Raw genomic sequence first — 17,658 nt, forward strand, 5'->3', positions numbered from 1 at the left:
CCCTGCTGCAAAATCAAGGTATTGATTGGGCTTATAAATCCGGTACATCCAGGGAGTCTTTTCCTGTCTGCTGGGATAGCCCCAATCTTTAGGCTTAATGGCTTCACTTTTGAAAGGCGTGATTTCGTCAAAACGGAACGCCATGCGAAGATATCGATCCGCAGATTCAAGATAAGCATTTAAATGTTGATCAGAAAGATTGAGAGCATCTCCAACATTGGTAAATCCATGATCATTTTCATCGGTTGGGAAATCCTCTGTGAAATCAAAAGGTAAGTCATGTAAACCCAGCAGATCGCGCATCGTATTCCGGTACTCTCTGCGATTGAGTCTACGTAAAACGGTTTGGTTGGGGCCTTTTTCCTTTTCCCATTCAACAAGGGTTTTGGTGAGCCAGGCAATGGTCTGTTTGATTTCTTCTGTTTTGGGTTGCTTGACTTCCTTTTTCTTGGGAGGCATTTCACCCAGGTTGAGCTGGTCGAGGATGTCGTGAAGTAGGTTGACTTTATCTTCGTCCCCTAAATCGATCATCTGTTTACCCGATAATTCCTTCGAAAGCTGGTGAAAAGTACGATCTCCTTTTTCTTCCTCAGAACCATGGCACTTTATGCAATAATTTTGGGTAAATTGAAAAACTTTCTGATCGAATTCTACGACTCTTGAAAAGGCATGGTTTATTCCCACTAGAAAAAGTACAGCGAATCCAAAAATGGATGAATGCAAAATCTTTTCCATTTGCAGAAGTCAGGTAATTTTTTCGAGGCCGGTAAGGGTTCCGGATGAGGTATTGAAATGATCCACATCCATACCAAAATTCTGTAACATTGAAAGATATAGATTGCAAAGAGGGGTGGATTGTTTACCGGCCCGTGCAAAATGCATGTGTCCACCGTGCTTGAAACCACCACCGGAAAGCAGAATGGGGAGGTCTCGATTACTATGGGAATTTGCGTTGCTCATTCCACTTCCAAGAAGAGACATCGTGCTGTCCAGTAAACTTGCACCGTTAGGTTCTTTTACATCCTTAAGTTTTTTGAGAAATCGCGCAAATTGATCGACATGAAAAGTTTCAATAATGGAAAGTTCATCAATGGCATCCTGAACCTGTCCATGATGAGAAAGAGTATGGTATCCCTGTGAAACTCCGGATAATCCACCGTTTTCTTTTCCTAAATTGGTAAATGCCAGACTGATAACCCGGGTCGAATCGGTTTGAAGGGCAAGAGCCATCAGATCGTAAAAAAGGGGGGTTCGATCCTTGAGGGTTAGTGAATCCACACCCTGAGGCAGGACATAATCCGTATTTGGTTTTTCCTTATCGAGCCAGAGGGTGGATTGTTCAATGCGTTTTTCGAATTCGCGAACGGAGGTGAAATATTGGTCCAGTTTTTCGGTGTCTGCATAACCTAAGCTTTTTTTAAAACGATCTGCCTGGGTTTTCGCGAGATCAAGGATGGAGCGTTTATCAATTAAAGCTCTTTCTGTTTGATTACGTGTTGAGCTGTTCTCTTTTCGAAAAAGCATTTGATAAAGTTTTTCCAAACTACGGATAGGTTGGATATTGTTTCCATTACTCGTCCATGAAAGGGTATGTTCATTCCCGCGGTCGGCATCTAGTGTAAGAGAAGGGTACCTTGTTTTCTCTCCAGTAAAGTCGGCTGCTTTTTGATCCAGGGAAATATTGGCTTCGGCATATCCTTTCGAATGGTTGGTTGGAATGCCCGAGAGGAAAAACTTGGTTGCATTGTGACCACCGCTGAGGTTGTGATCCAAGCCGGAGAATACTGTATAATCACCCCGCAACGATTCAAGTGGCTTCAGGAGTATGGGCGATTGAAATTGCTTACCAGTCTCGATTGGATGGAAGTTTTCGGGGACAAAGCCGTAAAAAATTCCGGTTGCCGCTATTCGTTTTGGTGAGACAAGAGAGGCGGATTCTGCATTTGCCTCGAGAAGGGGGAGGGCAATCATAGATCCACCCAATCCTTGCAGAAATCTCCTACGGGCAATGTGTCTTTTAATAAGCATCTGCATAAAATACTATGCAAGAATCACTTAAAAACCAAGGCTACATTAGCATTTAACTAAAGAAAAGAAGTACTGGAAAGCCTTCGAAAGTATTACTTAAATAGGGGTTCTACCATGTTTCCATTGATCTTTTCCCAACCGGCATACAATAAATCAAGCCGTTCAGGCATTTCCTTAGATAAGTCTTTGGTTTCAGAGGGATCCTTGGCTAAATCATAAAGTTCCCATTTTTTGGGTGATTGCCTGAGGATTTTCATGTCGCCCACGCGAAAGGCCGCCTTATGACTCTGTCTCCAATACAGCCACTCGTGCGGATCTTCCTTGTGCTTTCCTGTGAGGTAGGGAAGAAGGTCATAAGATTCAATATATTCACCTTTGGGTTTAGATACCCCTGCAGCTGCATGAATGGTGGCAAAAATATCCGTACTCAGTACGGGCCGATCATAGGTTTTTCCAGCAGGCACCTTGCCGGGCCACTGAAAGAGGAAGGGTACACGAATGCCGCCTTCATACATTTGTCCCTTTCCGCCCCGTAAAGGGAGGTTGCTACTGGTTAGTTCCTTGGTCGGTCCACCATTGTCGCTCAGGAAAAATACAAGTGTGTCGTTTTCTAAATCTTCTTTTTCTATTTTTTTCATAATATCACCCACACTGTCGTCCAGGTTGGCCAGCATAGCTGCAAAGATTCGTCTTTGTATATCCTCAATGTGTTTGAATTTTTTCATGTACTTATCGGCAGCCTGGAGTGGACTATGCACAGCGTTGTAGGATACGAATAAGAAAAAGGGTTTGTTCGCATGCCGGTCAATGAAGTCAACGGATTCGCGGGTAATGGCATCCGTGAAGTATTCCTCCTCCAGTACCGGTTGACTTCCCCGTACGATCGGATTGTTGGCATCGTAATCAGGTTCGTTGCCCAAGTGAGTCGAGTAGATCACCTTGCCGAAAGTTCTGATTCCTTGTCCACCTCCTGGGAGGACTTTCCTTCTTAACCAGGTGGTCGTTCCCTTCCATGGTTCGGGAACGAAGTAATGTCCTTCGTGAGTAAACCCAAAAAACTCATCAAATCCGCGACGAAATGGATGATAGGGAGCGGTTCCTCCAAGATGCCACTTTCCAATTAAACCGTTTACATAGCCTGCCATTTGGAGTGAGTCGGCAATGGTTTGTTGAGACAGAGGGAGGCCGAAGCCCGGTTCCTCATTTTTGGCACCGGTGGGATTGAATTCATGCCCGAAGCGGGTTCCATACTTTCCAGTGAGAAGGCCAGCCCGGGAAGGGCTGCAGTTGGGGGCGGTGACATAGCCCTGGCTAAACCTTACACCCTTTTTTGCAATGTCGTCGATGTTGGGTGTGGGTATCTCCTGATTCCCTTGGCATCCCAACTCTCCATATCCGAGGTCATCAGCCAGAAGAATGATGAGGTTGGGCATTTGGGAAACCCGATCCTTTCCATAAGAAACAGGTTTTAAAATAAAAAAGGGAAGAAATAAGGCGATGAGGAATCGATTGAGCTTCATATAGTTTATATGTCTTAATATTTAAATTCTTACAACGGCACAGTTGTTCTATGCTGTTTAATCTATTTTTAACATAAATTAGAGCAATTAAAACTCTCATGATGAGTTCAAAACATATTATTAATTAGGGACTAATGAAAATTGTGATACTTTAACATCTTGACATTTTGACGTCATTATATGATTATGTCATTATGTCGTCTAAATCTCACAATAAGAAGTCAAAGCGTAAAAACACGTCTTTGCGTCTTGAGGAGTCAGTCTTAAAAAAGCTGAAGATTTATGCGGTGAAGAAGGATACAAGCGTTCAGCAAATTATTGAGGATCTCGTGGTGGGACTCCTCAAAAACAAAAAATAATTATGCTAAAAATACAAAAAAATGATAAATGGTTGGCAACCGTTCGGGATGATTACCAGGTGGGGGTTTTTGCCTACACTAGATCAGGGAAGGTTGTATTGGTGACTAGTCGTAAGGGAGAATCATGGATACTACCGAAAGGAAATCGTGCGAAAAAACGATCTGATCGTTTACAGGCAAAAAGAGAAGCTTTTGAAGAAGCAGGTCTACAAGGGTCTTTGAATTGCAAGCATTATGATTTTAACTCTCTCGAGAAGTCTAAGAATCTAAGGATCTACACTATGAGGGTAAAAACGATCCTCCACGATTTTCCTGAAAAGAGTGAGCGAAGTCGGATCGTAACCACTTTCGATCGGGCTGAAAAGATGGTCAAGCAAGAGTACTTGGAGATAATCCAAGAATTACGAAAGAGGATATTTTAAAAATCATTTTTCTTTTGCGGGAGTCATGGTCCTGATTAACTTGTTTAGTTCCAGAACCGATTTGTATAGTCTGGTTCGGGTACTTCAATCCTCATTAAAACCTTCTTGTTTTAGGCTTGGCTTTCTAAAACTAATAAGGTGCTGAACGACCTTTACAAATTTAGCGGACACCCATGGTCCTTAAGCGGATACGGAAAACATTCTTTCGACCGGTGATATAAAGGACATTGCTCCCAGGTCCGGCAAAAGCGCAATTAGTCGGGCTTTCCGGGACTGCAATTGTCTCGAGCAGTTTGCCTTGCGGACTCCATATCCGCACGGCGTAAGGACCTGCACAATATAGGTTGCCGAGATGGTCTACTGTCATGCCGTCACATCCATAATCACTGGGCTGTTCGACTTGGGAGAAAAGTCTTTGTTTGGAGGGTTTTCCGGTTTTGGGGTCGACATCAAAGGCATGGAGTTTCTGCTCCTTGTATTCGGACACATAGAGTGTCGTCTCACACGGTGAGAGCATCAAGCCGTTTGGCCCCTTTAGATCGCTGATGACTGGTCGTGGATTTCCACCATCGGAGTCGAGAAGGTAGATCGATCCCGCGCCCGGCACCGTGACGTAGATCCGCCCTTTGCGATCAACCACCACGTCGTTGACTCCCACAGGGTAAACCTTCTTGTTTTTCCCCATCCTCGTCGGCTTCAAGAGCACGGTTTCCGTCCCGTCCTCCTCGAGGCGGGCAAGGCTCTTCTCCCGTTGCTTGCACATCAGTAATCGTCCCCGCAAGTCAAAGGCGAGCCCGTTGGCTCCGCCGGTCTTGTCCCTGAACAGCGTGGTCCCAAGGGTCTTTAGGTTTAGTTTCCAAATATGCTGGTTTGGAATGTCAGTGAAGAGAAGATGGCCCTTCCCATCATAGAGCGGTCCTTCCACAGTTTCGTATCCCGAGGCAAGCTTTTCCAGTTTCGCGTCTTTGGCTAGGAGTGTTTTCGGAGTCCTTGCTACGATATAACGATTTAATTCTCGAACCTGCTGATGAAGACCCGGGCGTTCGGTGAGCCCTTCCCCAAAGAACCCTTGTTTGACCCCTTGCTTGGAGAAACCTTTGGGCGTGTCAATGGGGTTACACCAAAAAGAACCGATTATATAATCGGTTTCGAAAGCATCCTTGATGTATTGGACATATGCTTTGCCTGCAGCAATTGAATCATTTTCAGGTTTCCAACTGCGAATGTCCTTGTTTCCGTCTTTGAAGCGAATGGCAAAGTCGCAAATAAGAATGGGCTTACCGGTAAGCTTGTAAATTTCATCGAATTTTTCTTTTGGAAATTTAGATTGAAAGGGGGGTTGAATTGCAATTGCGTCGACATAAGGAAGCATTTCTTCCATGACCTCAGAAACTAGGGTGTTAAATGCAAACCTTTCGCCAAAAACCAAGTGATTAGGTGCGAATTTTCTTTGAGCTCGACCTACTACCCGAAAATATTCGCGGGCAATGAGTCTAAGAAATGCGAGATCACGTAACTTTTCATCATTCCCCTCCCAGTGAGAGAGAAATTTGCTATATGCCTTTCGCCCAGGAGTGTGCCCTTGCAGGTTGCGAATGTAGTCGACCCAATTTTTACCAGCGGGGTTTTCCAGGGGCCATGATCCGAGATCCGTCCAGCAATATCCAATCGTGTTTGGATTATTTCGACTACGTTGACAAATAAACTTAACTCCATTTTCAAGTTTTGTTTGCTCTTTGGTGTCGAAGATATCGATAAACCGAACCGAGCTCTTCCCCCGGTAATAGGAAATCGGTACCAAGTGATTCCAACTCTCAATAAAGGGCATGTCTTTGCGAAGACTCTCAGGGCAGCCATAACCGTAAGAATTAAAGCCAATTTCCTTACAAGCTTTGGAAAACTTGTCTATCTCAGGCTTGGAACTTAAGTTTCTTGCATGTGTAATACCGTGGGCGAAGAATGGCTTGCCGTCGTGTTTGGTAAGCCATGGTCTGCTCCCAAATTTTTGGATTGTAATTACTTCAGTTTGATTAGCAAAAATGGAGGGGGCGAAAGCAATAAACAGAAGAATGGAAACGACTGTTTTTGTTTTCATGAATTGAGGTGGAAATTTATTGTTTATTTGGTGCACAAGGTTTTCCATCGAGATAGCTTTGAAGAAGCGCCCGCATTTTCTTAACTTTTGAAGGATACTGGGAATAGAGATTTTTGGACTGACGCGGATCATTTTTCAGGTCGAAAAGCAGACCCTTGTGACCGGTTCCATAAGGCTCTAATCCGAAATAGTCCAGGTAGTCCTTCTTTTCCTTTTTGGCGGCCCCGGTTGGTGCATCAATGAGCACCCAGTCTCCTTGCCGAAGAGCGAATTTCTTGGGCGAAGTATTTTGGACGGTGGCAACTCGTAAAGGTTTTGAATATTTCTTCCCTTCAAGCACAGGGAGAAAATTGTAACTGTCGATCGCTTCTTTTTCCCCTAGGGGGTAATTAATAATCTTCGCAAAGGTTGCGGCTAGGTCGACTTGGCTTACAACCTCATCTGATTGGAGACCTTTCTTGATTCTGCTAGGCCATTTGACAATGAAGGGAACGCGGTGTCCTCCCTCGTAGACATCGCGCTTGACGCCACGATACTTGCCCGAGCTCCATTGTTTGAATTCCTCCAGTCTTTCGAACGCATGGGTCTCGGGTCCATTGTCGGCGGAGAAGACGACCAAGGTGTTGTCGGCAAAGCCGTGTTTTTTCAAGGCGTTCATCACCTTGCCCACCATGGCATCGGTCTCGATGACGAAGTCCCCGTAGTAACCGGCTTTCGATTTCCCGTGATAAGGCTTGTTTGGGACGATTGGATAGTGGGGCGAATTGAAGGCGAGGTAAGCGAAGAAGGGTTGATCCTTTTTCTGCTTCGAAATCCACTCGACGGTCTTTTGGGTGATGGTGGGCAGGATGTCGTAGGGGTTCCAGCTTTCGGCCATCGGGCCCGGTCGGAAGCTTCCTGCCCCAGCAAGTGGTTTAGATTTAATTACTGGCTTTGTGGGGATAGTTACAAAGCGGTCGCCTTCGATCCAGCAGTAGGGTGGGAAATTGATGGTCCCGTCCCCAAAGTAATAATCAAAGCCCTGATCAAGAGGTCCGTCCGGAAATCGTTTTGTCCAATCATAGGACTGGGCACGGGGATCTCCTTTCTTGGCTCCCCGTTTACGAATGGCATCAAAGTCCCACCCGAGGTGCCACTTGCCAAAACATCCGGTGCGATAGCCTTTATTTTTGAACATTTTGGCGATAGTAAAATCATCGGGTTCAAAGACGGTACCGCCAAAGGCTCCAACTATTCCGTGAAATCGACGCCAGTGGTGCTGCCCGGTAAGCAGGGCAAAGCGGCTCGGTGTGCAAATGCCTGATGAACTATGCCCATCGGTGAACGTCATACCCTGCGATGCCAATCGGTCGAGATGGGGTGTTTGGATCTTTGCCTCCGGATCGCCGTAGGAAACATCCGCGACTCCCATATCATCAGCATAGAGGATCACAATATTTGGCCGGGTACCGGCGAAGTTGGAGTGATTAAGCAAAAGAAGGGGAAGAGTAAGCAATCTGATCATCATATTTTATAAGGCTGGGTAAGTTTATCAGTGTCATCTGTCAGGTCTTTGAGCGAGACACGAACAAAAGTCATTTTGGTTCCATTCTCAAAGAAAATTCCAATATCTCCATTTTTACAGGCAGTGATGGCTGAATAGCCTGCCGCTCCTTTTTCAATGCATTTTTTAAAGGCCCATGTATTTCCATTGTCATAACTGATGCTGAGTACAAGATTCTTCCGTCCTTTCTGGCTATGAGAATTGACGAATAAAAGACGGTCTTTCGCGTACCCGTCTTTTTTGGATGTATAGACCAGGATTTCGGCATTACAACCCGGGTCAGGCAGGTTGGTTTCCTTTTTGCTTATCCAGGATTTCCCCTGGTCGGTCGAGCGATGAACATATCGATATCCCGAACCGTTGACCCTCGCGTTAATCATCCAGGTACCGTCACTCAGTTCGACGAATTTGGATTCGTTGGCAGGTGAGAATGGTGACGCTTTTTTCAAGGCTCCCCAAGTCTTGCCCTGATCGGAACTGCCAAATAAGTAACCTGCTTTCCCAACGTGAACTACCGTGTGGACGATCAGTCCCGAAGGAGTTTGAGCCCCTCGTCCAGAGGTGATAAAGACGAAGTCCCGCTTGGTTATTTGAGCGGACAAAACCTCGTCTCGAATGTCTTTCGGTTGCGACCAGGTCTTTCCGTGGTCGTCGCTTGTCTGTAAAAAGTAGCGATAGTTAACTGCTGTCCTGGAAGGTCTAGACTTATTGAACTCCGTGTCATGATCGAGGTAGTTGTAAAAGCAAAAAATCCTGCCTGTTTTACGATCAACGACCAAGGATGCATCAGATCCCACTTGCCCGTCTGGAAACTTGGTAATGAAATCAATTCCCGACCAGTTATTGCCATTGTCTGTACTCCTTTTGTAGGCAATGTCTATGTTGCGGGTGTGCTGAAGATCCCGGGTGGTATTTCTACGGGCATCAATTACTGCGAGCAGGTCACCGTTTTTTGCGGTTATGATTGCGGGAATTCGAAAGTACTGGGATCCACCGTCCCCCTGAGGAAAAAGGACCTTCCGGAGAACCTCCGAAATCATTGGAAATTCAAAAGATTCTTCGGCAATTAACGGGTGTAGGAAAATAAAGCAAGCTATGATCCATGATAGTTTCCTTAGGAGCAGGTTGTAGGACATAGAGCGAAAGGAGGTTGGGTTGGGTTAGGGTCTTTTTTTACACTCTTCGTTCCAGTCTTCCCACATTTTAGAAAGTTCAGCCGTTTTCTCCGGCATCTGTTCTGCCAAGTTATTTACTTCAGTAGGATCAGCCCGCAGGTTATAAAGTTCCCATACTTTTCCAGCACGAACAACTTTCAAATCACCCTGACGAACAGCATTCGCCCGGTTGAAACGCCAAAAGATTTCTTTGTGTGGTTCCCGTTCTTCGCCCTTGAAGATCATGAGGAGAGATTTGCCAGGCGGAGGTTTGGTTTTCTTACCTTGGATTTGCTTGGGATACTTCGCTCCGGTGATGTCTCGGAAGGTGGCGGAAACGTCGATGATGTGACCCACCTGATTGGTCATACCCGGTTTGATTACACCCGGCCAATGAGCAATGAAAGGTGTGCGAATGCCGCCTTCGTAATCAGTTGACTTGAATTTACGGTAGGGGGTGTTGCTGGCATTGGCCCAGCCAACGGAAACGGTACGATAGCTCTCTACCGATCCGGGTGGAATATCCGGAGTGGTGTTGGGTTGCTCGGAGCAGGCACCATTATCGGTTAGGAACATGATCAGGGTATTGTCCCACTCGCCCAGTTCCTTGACCTTGGCAAAGAGACGTCCGAGGTTCTGATCGACCCGGTCGATCATGGCCGCGTAGACCGCCATCTTGAGATCCTCAGCATCCTGTTGTTCCTCGGAAAGATCGTCCCATGCCTTGGAAGCCCTTGGGGTGAGCTTATGATTCGGACCGATGATTCCCATTTCGTTCATCCGCTTGAATCGCTGCTCTCGGATTTTATCCCATCCGATTTTGTATTTCCCCCGGTACTTGGCGATGTCCTTGGGCCAGGCATGAAGAGGGTAGTGCGGTGCCGTGTAGGGTAAGTAGAGAACAAAGGGGTTGTCTTCGTTCTTGTACTCGTCGAGACGGTCGATTGCGTAATCAGTGAAGGCATCGGTGTGGTAGAACTTTTTGTCCGGACTGGTGTAGCCCATGATCACCTTGTCCTCAATGGCCCATCGACGGAGGGATGATCGTTTTCTTCCCGGGAGGCCCTCGCCCGGACGTGCTTTGACGCCGGGGTTAAAGAAGTTACTGCATCCATCGGCCAGTCCGTAGTAGCGGTCAAAGCCTCGGGTTGTCGGAAGAGGCACTTGGTGCCACTTTCCTGATATAAGGGTACGATAACCAACCGGTCGGAGCACTTCTCCAAAAGTAGCCCCGTGCTCCATATTGTTATCCCCAATCGAGTACGCGTAGTTGCCGGTGAGAAGTTCGGCCCGGGTGGTGTGGCATTTGGCGGTGTTGTAGAACTGCGTAAACCGCAAACCGTTTTTAGCCAATTGGTCGAGATTGGGGGTCTTAACCTCCCCGCCGTAACAACCGATGTCCGAGTAGCCCATGTCATCTACCATGATCAGAATAAAGTTGGGGCGCGTGCGGTCCGTTTCAGACCACCCCAAATTTAAAGTGAAAAGGAGGAGGGCAAGGAAAGAAAAAGTCTTCATTTGTTATGAAAGCCTACCGATTAGACTTATTTTTAAGTCCCATGATTCGTCCCTCTTCACTCGCGGTAGAAAGCCGGGTTTTGGACATTTGAGCCATGATATCTTCAAACTCTTCTTTGGTTGTGCGTTCAGCTTTATTCATTTTTTGATCGATCAATTCCTTCCCATTAAACTGACCTTTGTAGCGGGTTAGTGTGGCACCACTCCCATCCTGCTTGGCGAGAAGTGAATACTTTTTATTACGGATCATGACCTGATTCCGATACCAAATATAAATCCAATCCTTTTTTCGAACATCTCTTTTGTTTTGAAGTACGGGAACGATGCTGGCCCCATCGGCGGGGTGATTCTTTGGCAGGTCTGCCCCGGATAGTTCACAAAGGGTAGGCATCATGTCCGTGAATTCAACAAGGTCATCGGTTACCCGGCCGGGTTTCTTAATACCTGCTGGCCAGTTAACAATTAAGGGAACGCGGGTGCCGGTGTCACTCATGGATCCTTTACCGCCCACGACTTCCGTGCCTTTCCATGGTGTTACGATGGGTTTATCGGTTCCATTATCTCCTGTGAAGATGAGGATGGTGTTTTCTCGAACCCCTGATTTTTCGAGCTGCTTGATGATTTGCCCAACCATTTTATCGGCGAAATTTACCATGTCGATGAAGTGACGTTGTGGATCATTTTTGTCCCCCTTGTAGGTTGTCGAACCAAGTCTCTTCGGATCCCAATCGGTGGAGTCGGGCGTGGGATCAAAAGGACAATGGGTAAGAATCATCGGATAGTAGACAAGGAATGGTCTTTTTTTATTTTCGTCGATAAAGTCACAAACGAAATCGGTACAGACCTGCGGCCCGTATTCGCCGGATGTGAAATCCTTTTCTTTTCCGTTGAATTCAAGCATCGGGTTAACGAAGCGCCGGTCGATTCTTTTTCCGTTTTCATTGGATCGTCCACCTCGTGTATGCTGCCAGAGGCAGGATTTTTCGAAGCCGAAATGCTGGGGCGAATCCGGTTGATTTCCCAATTGCCACTTGCCAGCGATAGCTGTCTTGTAACCAGCTTGCTTAAGCTGGTGAGCGAATGTGGTCTGTCCACGGTCCAGCATCCCAAACTTCACATAGTTTCGGACATTATATTGCCCTGTCATAATTTTGGTTCGGGAGGGCGTGCAGATGGGGTTGGAAAAACAGTTGGTGAAACGGATGCCTCCCTTGGCCAATTTGTCCAGATTGGGCGATTGGCAGGATTCGCTGCCGTTAGAGGATAAGGCTTCGTAGCCCATATCGTCGGCCATGATGAGAATGATGTTCGGTTGACCATCCTTAAGCTGGGAAAAAGCAAAATTCAGGCATGCAAGAAAAGTTGTGCAAATTAGAAGTACAATAGGTGGTTTCATAATATTAATTTCGAAGAACTTTGCAGTAGGTTGGTCGGAAGAGGCAAAACCTTTCTTTATTCATTAGTCATTTTTTCATTGTAGTTTGATTCGGATTACTCGAGCCGCACGATGTTTTCTGGCGTCTTTAAAATGGAACTGAAATCGATTCGGTTCTACCTTGATTTTACCTGATCTGCAGTTCGCTTAATTTGAGCTCAAGGGAATGAACCGGTTCCCCGTCGATGCTTATGATTGTATACCTGAAAGTAGGATCTTGAGCGGTGAGGTCAAAGTCAACTCGGCCGAATGATTGTTTCTTGTTGTAGCCGAATAGGGCATGTTTGATAAGTCCGTGCACATGCTGGTTTGTCAATCTTGATGACTGACACTCGTAGAGCGGATACATTCCATCGATACCGCTGTCGATTTTGTAGGCGTCCGACCGGTGACGATCGGCGGAAAGTATTACGACTCCTGAAATCTTTTCCTTGGCAATAAACTTAAATATTTGTTGGCGTTCACTGTCATAACCATCCCAAGTGTCCTTGGATCCGGGCTTTACCTTCGGAGTTATTGGTACATTAGAGCATAACACGGTAAAAGTCGCCGGTTTTTTGAGGGTTTTCTTGAGCCACTTCATTTGAACGGATCCAAGCATAGATGGATTTTTCCCCTTGGGTGACTCGCGGTAGTAGCGCCCGTCGAGCAGGACGAAGTGAACCTTTCCGATCCAAAAGTCGAACCAGCATCCAGGCTGTTCTTCACCGCCGCCGTAATAGGGATTGTCCCAATTTTCCTTAAATATTTCCCATACATTCCGCTTCCAACTAGGCTCCTCGATTGCCGGCCCTCCCCAGCCGTCGTTGGTGGTGAAATCATGATCGTCCCAGATGGCATAGATGGGCACTTTTCTCGCCAGTTTCGCCCATTCGGGCTGACTTTGGCGGCGGTAATAGTGAAAGCGTTGCATCTCCGGATTTTCGGGGTCATCGATGTAAACGTTGTCTCCAAGCAAGAGAAGTGCCCGCGGGTCGATTGCCCTGATGGTGTCCCACATTCGCTCGTGTGGTGGCACATAGCCCGCTCCCCCGCCGAAGGCGATGGTGAACTTGTTTGACGGAGAGTCTTTCTTTAGCGATGTGTCGGCCAAGGTACGTTTCCAAGGCCAAGTCTTGGCATCGAACTTCCAGGCGTTCGGTTTGTCGAGCGCAAGGTCAATGAGCATTTGGGTCTGTTCCGGGTTTACCTTCTTGTCGGTAGTCGACTTGAGGTAGGAGATGGCTTCCTCCTTTTTTCCATTTAGAATTAGCTTGAGGGCATGGGGATGAATGCGTTTGGCTTGGTTTCCTTTTTCAGGCTTCTCATTATTGACATTTGGATTGGAAGCTTGACTCGAATATTCGGCAGAGTTTGCAACAGAGGAAATAATGAGCAGTAAGAAAAATTTGAAGTTGAAATATCTATTCATGTTTTGAATTTACTTGTTGAATAAGCCATGATCTGGCTGTTTTGCGAGTAGGACTGTCCCGATGTGCCCAAAGGTCAGTATGCGAGTGAATCACTGGACCATCGGGGATTTTAAAGATTGTAGTCACGGGTACAGGTAGAAAAGTGAAGTCACCTAGCTTTGGGTATCTCTTGATATAATCGTTGGAATTTCCGCATACAAGGGCAGGGCGTCCATTTAAGCGGTCGAGGCGTGAAAGAGCAAAACTTCGGTCACTTTCCGGGTAGCCCCATTTTTTCTGCCCGTCAAAATGATCGTGGGTAATCATTCCCTTCCAAAAACTCGCGATTTCATTATCTGCTAATCCAATATAACTGCAGGCAATCGCTCCACGGGAAAAACCGCAGATAAAAAGGTTGTTTCGATCACCCCCGAATTCATCGCAGATTCGGGGTAGGTTGTATTTGCAGTAGTCGATGGTGGCCTGACGATCTCCCCACCAAGTCACAGCGTTTTCTTTTTTCCCTTTTTGAATGTAGGGCATGGAGACCCAGATAAATCCTTTCCCTCCACTTAGTCCGTAGCCCAGGTTTGCACCCTTGACCTCTCCGGTTGATCCGCAAGCCGGGAATTTGTTCCCGGTGTATTCGACAAGCACGGGGTAAGTCTTTCCCTTTTCCCAATTGGTTGGGAGGTATAAGCTGTGATATACTTGCGTACCTTGGTACTCCTCTGCGACTTGCCTCACCCTTTTACCAGGTGCTGGAATATCGTTTGTCATTACCGGAGTGTTCAGGTCTTTGCTTAGTTTAGTTTTTACCCATGAATCTGCATTAATGTTCCCTCCTAAAATGAGGGAAATAAGAAACTTGGTGAGCCAATGCATAGGATCTTAACCTAGATATTTTGACCGAGGCGTCTATTCGATTCCAAGTAAGAGGCGAGATTTTCTAATCAAGGTTGACTAAGGAAATCAGGATTTAGCTAAAGCGACTACGACTTCCTGCTTGGAATTTACGACACCACCCGGTTGCTCAAGCGTGATCACGAAGGCAGCTGGTTTGGAAACGTGGAGTGCGTTACGAATCGGTATAACTGCTGTTTTACTTCCTACGGGAATATCAAAGACGCCACCATCGACGGGCAGTTCATCTCGTTCAGGATCGACGATCCAAAGTTGGTACTGATTTTGAGTCGGATCATTTACAGGAAGATTGGTCAGTGACATATAACCCTCCTGCAAGCCGTCATTCCATATTACTTCTCCGCTAATATTTTGGTACGGATCACTTGCAGAAGAAAATGCCAAGCGTTGGCTGCTGGGTTCTTTCTTGATAAGAGCCTCAAGCTTTTGCGTAGAGGTGAGTTGAATTGCTGGAGGCGAGGTATCAGTATCGGGTATGTTTAAAGAAATAACTAAGCAAGCTGCAACTGCCCATCCCAACCATGGCAGGATTGAAATTATTTGGGTAGCGGGTTGCTGTTTGTTTTTATTGCTAAAGGCAGGAATCGTATCCGTAAGTTTGTTGGAAAGTGAACTGGATAAATCACAGGGTTGGGTTTCCTGGAGTTCTAATTCAGTGGCAAGAAGATCAAGTTCTATAGAGTTTGAGCCCTGATGTCTTTCTGCTAGAATTAACCATTCTGATGTTTCTTTGGGGCTAAGATCACCCAGGACTCTTCCTGCGTCGAGTTCCTCGAATCGAGCCAATGCATTTTCCATACTCATCGGGCCAATTCTTTGTTAAGGTTGAGTTCATTCAGTAATTTTCGGGCTTCTATCAGACCTCGCCGAAGCTTGGTTTTAACAGTGCCAATGGGCAACTTTGCTTGCTGAGCAATCTCGTCATGGGTTAGTCCTTTTTCAAAGTGCAAAGAAAACAATTTCAATGTGTTCTCCGGTAGACTTTGCAAAGCATTCCAAAGTTCGGAACGGTCGATGGAGTGAAGTGAACTACTTGATGTCGTTGAAAGTTCGGGGAGGCTATCTAAGGTTGCCAATGGGGGAAGTCGGTTTTGTTTCCTTTGCCAATCAATCGAGCGTCGACGGGCAATCATACCTATGAAAGTTGACTCTTTGGATACCTTGGGATCAAACCGAGCCGCAATGCGCCAAACTTCTGTGAAGATTTCCTGGCATGCCTCCTCTGCATCCATTCGATCCCTAATTCGCCGGCAAACGATACTCCATACAAGTGAGCCATATGAATCAATACACTTTCTCATTGCTGTTTCATCCCCCTTGGCGACCAACGGTAAGAGAAGCGAATTTGACGACCCTTGGCTTTCCGAAGGCGGGACAATTCCAAGAGCGAACTCGAAAGACCGAATGTTTGAAAAAAGGATAAAGTTTCGTAACGGCATGAGGAGGGATTACTGGAAGATGACTCTTCTTTTTGTATGCATCAACGAAAATCATCGGTAAGGATTTCCATATTAGCGTCCAAACCTTTGTTTGTTGGGAAGTTGCATTAGATAAGAATCTACAATGCGGTCTTCCCGTTGTTCGAGTTCACGCAATAGGTCGCGGAAGACGTTACGGGATGTCCAAGCCTCCCGGGCAAGCTGAGCAACTGGTTGGTCGTCAAGAATCACATTTCTTAGTTTGTTGCTTTGAGATGAACTTGTGAATTTTGAGTATTTGGTAAGAAATTCATTGCCTCTTCGTATGTAATTACGCCAGCTGGCTTCATACTTCCCCTGATCGTATAGCGCCGAACTTTCCTTGATTGAATCTTGCACAAATAGTATGGCGTCGACCGTGGTAATATCCTTTTCAGGTAGCTCCATTGGGTCTTTAATGACTGAACCAATTGCATTTATTAATCCGTTGAAAGCCTCCTCATCCGATTCAATTATTCGAATGCCGCTAATTTTCGATTTACCCTCATCCTGGGTGAGATAAATCGGGGCACCGTGAATAGTCCTAAGCTTGTTGTAAGGCTTAGGGTTTTCGCTCACATGCTTGCCGACGATTACATGCCGTGACAAAATACCGTAGAGTTCTTCTGTTCCGGTTTTCCCGTGGTTTTCAATTAATGATTTGTAAGGCTCTTTTTCCCATGCTTCATTGACCGGTGCAAAGATGGTAAAGGTGGTTCTGGATGACGCCAAAGGAAGATCCAGTCCGGTCTCCTTGAGTAATCGAGTCAAAGTACTGAACCTTTTTTGATTCTTGATCAATTCGAGAAGGCTTTTTTCGGCGGGTAAAATTACATCATCAATGACATGGATGATTCCGTTGGCACAGGGTATATCCGTCTCGATTATTTTGGCTCCGTCTACAGTGGCATGTTTGTCGTGAAATTTGTAGTTCAGTTGTTGGCCAAAGGCACTGAATGGCGTTACATCGGAAACGCCAAGACTGCGGCGACCACCCGATGATTTGCCATATGCAAATACTTGTTCGGTAATGTGGTGTTTGATGATATCTTCGAGACGCTCATCGTTCTCGGGAAGGAATAAAGATTCGACGGTTTTGGCAGGAAGTTTTTTGAAGGCATCGTCTGTGGGAGCAAAGGTAGTGTACAAACTGTGCATGTTTTGGAATAATTTCCCCTGACGACTGGCGGTGATTGCCTTGGTGAAAATCGTAAATCTTCCATCTTTTTGGAGACGCTGAAAGAGGTCATCAGTGGTAGGGGTGAGTACCTTGTCGATGAGATATATTACTCCATTCGAGCATGGGATGACCTGACCGGTGAAACGAGCATCTCCAATCGTTCCTTTTATATAATTAACCGAAATAAACTGACGAGTGGTCATCCGGAGAATGGAATATTTCTCAATAAAGATAGGCGCCTCGGATATTTCCTTCACATGAAACCCAAAAACTTCTTCCAATCGGTCATCATTGCGAGGATCCAGTAATGTTTGCACAGTCCCCTTAGGTAACTTTTTGAATGCAGCATCAGTGGGGGCAAAAACAGTGTAACTTGCACTGGTATTTTCGGAAAGTATAGATCCGATTCCAGTTTTTTCCAAAAGTTGTAGAAAGTTTGATAATTCTGGCATTTCACGCACAGTTCGGCCTATGGTTTTGGCTTCCGCAGGGTTTGCTGCATCTAAAGTAGGAGTAAGAAAGCACAGAAAAGAAGAAGTTGCCAAAAGAAGAGTGCGGAAAGGTTTCATGGGAAGGTTTCGGTTTTTAAGCGTTTGTCCAAGGATAACTGAATATTTAATCTGTAATATAGG

15 protein-coding genes are annotated in these 17,658 nt (G+C 46.0%); 1 reads left to right on the top strand and 14 read right to left on the bottom strand.

The features are described from left to right. The 3 genes from ACKPQ5_RS02750 to ACKPQ5_RS02760 all read right to left on the bottom strand — a co-directional run. The coding region (locus ACKPQ5_RS02750) for a DUF1587 domain-containing protein (RefSeq protein WP_407677563.1) at nucleotides 1–735 on the bottom strand (735 nt) is incomplete at its 3' end. A 9-nt stretch (nucleotides 736–744) separates the two neighbouring features. After that, nucleotides 745–2,028 carry a DUF1552 domain-containing protein gene (locus ACKPQ5_RS02755; protein WP_407677564.1) on the bottom strand — a complete coding sequence of 428 codons (1,284 nt, stop codon included), beginning with the start codon at nucleotides 2,026–2,028 and terminating at the stop codon, nucleotides 745–747. 92 nt (nucleotides 2,029–2,120) lie between these two features. Continuing rightward, a complete protein-coding gene (locus ACKPQ5_RS02760) occupies nucleotides 2,121–3,548 on the bottom strand; it encodes a sulfatase (protein ID WP_407677565.1) in 1,428 nt (475 codons plus the stop codon). A gap of 361 nt (nucleotides 3,549–3,909) precedes the next feature. On the opposite strand from ACKPQ5_RS02760, the gene ACKPQ5_RS02765 reads away from it, so the two are divergent. Continuing rightward, nucleotides 3,910–4,329 (top strand): NUDIX hydrolase, encoded by a 420-nt coding sequence (locus ACKPQ5_RS02765; RefSeq protein WP_407677566.1) that lies wholly within the window; start codon nucleotides 3,910–3,912, stop codon nucleotides 4,327–4,329. A gap of 160 nt (nucleotides 4,330–4,489) precedes the next feature. Here the strand turns inward: ACKPQ5_RS02765 and ACKPQ5_RS02770 are convergent, their stop codons facing one another. From ACKPQ5_RS02770 to ACKPQ5_RS02820, 11 genes are all read right to left on the bottom strand, one after another. Further along, entirely contained in the window at nucleotides 4,490–6,424 is a 1,935-nt protein-coding gene (locus ACKPQ5_RS02770; protein ID WP_407677567.1) for an SMP-30/gluconolactonase/LRE family protein, read from the bottom strand. A 16-nt stretch (nucleotides 6,425–6,440) separates the two neighbouring features. Beyond that, entirely contained in the window at nucleotides 6,441–7,931 is a 1,491-nt protein-coding gene (locus tag ACKPQ5_RS02775) for a sulfatase family protein (protein WP_407677568.1), read from the bottom strand. Next, nucleotides 7,928–9,007: a sialidase family protein gene (locus ACKPQ5_RS02780; protein ID WP_407677569.1), complete on the bottom strand. Its 1,080-nt coding sequence runs from the start codon at nucleotides 9,005–9,007 to the stop codon at nucleotides 7,928–7,930. The genes ACKPQ5_RS02775 and ACKPQ5_RS02780 overlap by 4 nt, the downstream gene beginning before the upstream one ends. 120 nt (nucleotides 9,008–9,127) lie before the next feature. Continuing rightward, nucleotides 9,128–10,639, bottom strand: coding sequence for an arylsulfatase (locus ACKPQ5_RS02785; protein ID WP_407677570.1), 1,512 nt, complete (start codon nucleotides 10,637–10,639; stop codon nucleotides 9,128–9,130). A 13-nt stretch (nucleotides 10,640–10,652) separates the two neighbouring features. Continuing rightward, on the bottom strand, nucleotides 10,653–12,035 hold the full coding sequence (locus ACKPQ5_RS02790; protein ID WP_407677571.1) for a sulfatase-like hydrolase/transferase: 1,383 nt from the start codon (nucleotides 12,033–12,035) through the stop codon (nucleotides 10,653–10,655). 166 nt (nucleotides 12,036–12,201) lie between these two features. After that, on the bottom strand, nucleotides 12,202–13,092 hold the full coding sequence (locus ACKPQ5_RS02795) for an alkaline phosphatase D family protein (RefSeq protein ID WP_407677572.1): 891 nt from the start codon (nucleotides 13,090–13,092) through the stop codon (nucleotides 12,202–12,204). A gap of 385 nt (nucleotides 13,093–13,477) precedes the next feature. Next, nucleotides 13,478–14,350, bottom strand: coding sequence for a hypothetical protein (locus tag ACKPQ5_RS02800; protein WP_407677573.1), 873 nt, complete (start codon nucleotides 14,348–14,350; stop codon nucleotides 13,478–13,480). An 87-nt stretch (nucleotides 14,351–14,437) separates the two neighbouring features. After that, nucleotides 14,438–15,193: an anti-sigma factor domain-containing protein gene (locus ACKPQ5_RS02805; RefSeq protein WP_407677574.1), complete on the bottom strand. Its 756-nt coding sequence runs from the start codon at nucleotides 15,191–15,193 to the stop codon at nucleotides 14,438–14,440. Beyond that, nucleotides 15,190–15,690: an RNA polymerase sigma factor gene (locus ACKPQ5_RS02810; RefSeq protein ID WP_407677575.1), complete on the bottom strand. Its 501-nt coding sequence runs from the start codon at nucleotides 15,688–15,690 to the stop codon at nucleotides 15,190–15,192. Before ACKPQ5_RS02810 ends, ACKPQ5_RS02805 begins: the two co-directional genes overlap by 4 nt. A gap of 7 nt (nucleotides 15,691–15,697) precedes the next feature. Beyond that, nucleotides 15,698–15,883: a hypothetical protein gene (locus ACKPQ5_RS02815; RefSeq protein ID WP_407677576.1), complete on the bottom strand. Its 186-nt coding sequence runs from the start codon at nucleotides 15,881–15,883 to the stop codon at nucleotides 15,698–15,700. Between the two features lie 17 nt (nucleotides 15,884–15,900). After that, nucleotides 15,901–17,658: fasciclin domain-containing protein (locus tag ACKPQ5_RS02820; RefSeq protein WP_407677577.1), on the bottom strand; the 1,758-nt coding region annotated here is incomplete at its 5' end.

Source organism: Candidatus Seribacter sulfatis (assembly GCF_964187635.1).
Taxonomy (GTDB): domain Bacteria; phylum Verrucomicrobiota; class Verrucomicrobiia; order Opitutales; family Seribacteraceae; genus Seribacter; species Seribacter sulfatis.

Bases quoted from the DNA above. Each gene is read 5' to 3' on its own strand.
- ACKPQ5_RS02780 (WP_407677569.1), bottom strand. From the start codon at position 9,007: ATGATTTCGGAGGTTCTCCGGAAGGTCCTTTTTCCTCAGGGGGACGGT.
- ACKPQ5_RS02785 (WP_407677570.1), bottom strand. From the start codon at position 10,639: ATGAAGACTTTTTCTTTCCTTGCCCTCCTCCTTTTCACTTTAAATTTG.
- ACKPQ5_RS02765 (WP_407677566.1), top strand. From the start codon at position 3,910: ATGCTAAAAATACAAAAAAATGATAAATGGTTGGCAACCGTTCGGGAT.
- ACKPQ5_RS02775 (WP_407677568.1), bottom strand. From the start codon at position 7,931: ATGATGATCAGATTGCTTACTCTTCCCCTTCTTTTGCTTAATCACTCC.
- ACKPQ5_RS02770 (WP_407677567.1), bottom strand. From the start codon at position 6,424: ATGAAAACAAAAACAGTCGTTTCCATTCTTCTGTTTATTGCTTTCGCC.
- ACKPQ5_RS02805 (WP_407677574.1), bottom strand. From the start codon at position 15,193: ATGAGTATGGAAAATGCATTGGCTCGATTCGAGGAACTCGACGCAGGA.
- ACKPQ5_RS02760 (WP_407677565.1), bottom strand. From the start codon at position 3,548: ATGAAGCTCAATCGATTCCTCATCGCCTTATTTCTTCCCTTTTTTATT.
- ACKPQ5_RS02755 (WP_407677564.1), bottom strand. From the start codon at position 2,028: ATGCTTATTAAAAGACACATTGCCCGTAGGAGATTTCTGCAAGGATTG.
- ACKPQ5_RS02810 (WP_407677575.1), bottom strand. From the start codon at position 15,690: ATGAGAAAGTGTATTGATTCATATGGCTCACTTGTATGGAGTATCGTT.
- ACKPQ5_RS02790 (WP_407677571.1), bottom strand. From the start codon at position 12,035: ATGAAACCACCTATTGTACTTCTAATTTGCACAACTTTTCTTGCATGC.
- ACKPQ5_RS02800 (WP_407677573.1), bottom strand. From the start codon at position 14,350: ATGCATTGGCTCACCAAGTTTCTTATTTCCCTCATTTTAGGAGGGAAC.
- ACKPQ5_RS02815 (WP_407677576.1), bottom strand. From the start codon at position 15,883: ATGATTTTCGTTGATGCATACAAAAAGAAGAGTCATCTTCCAGTAATC.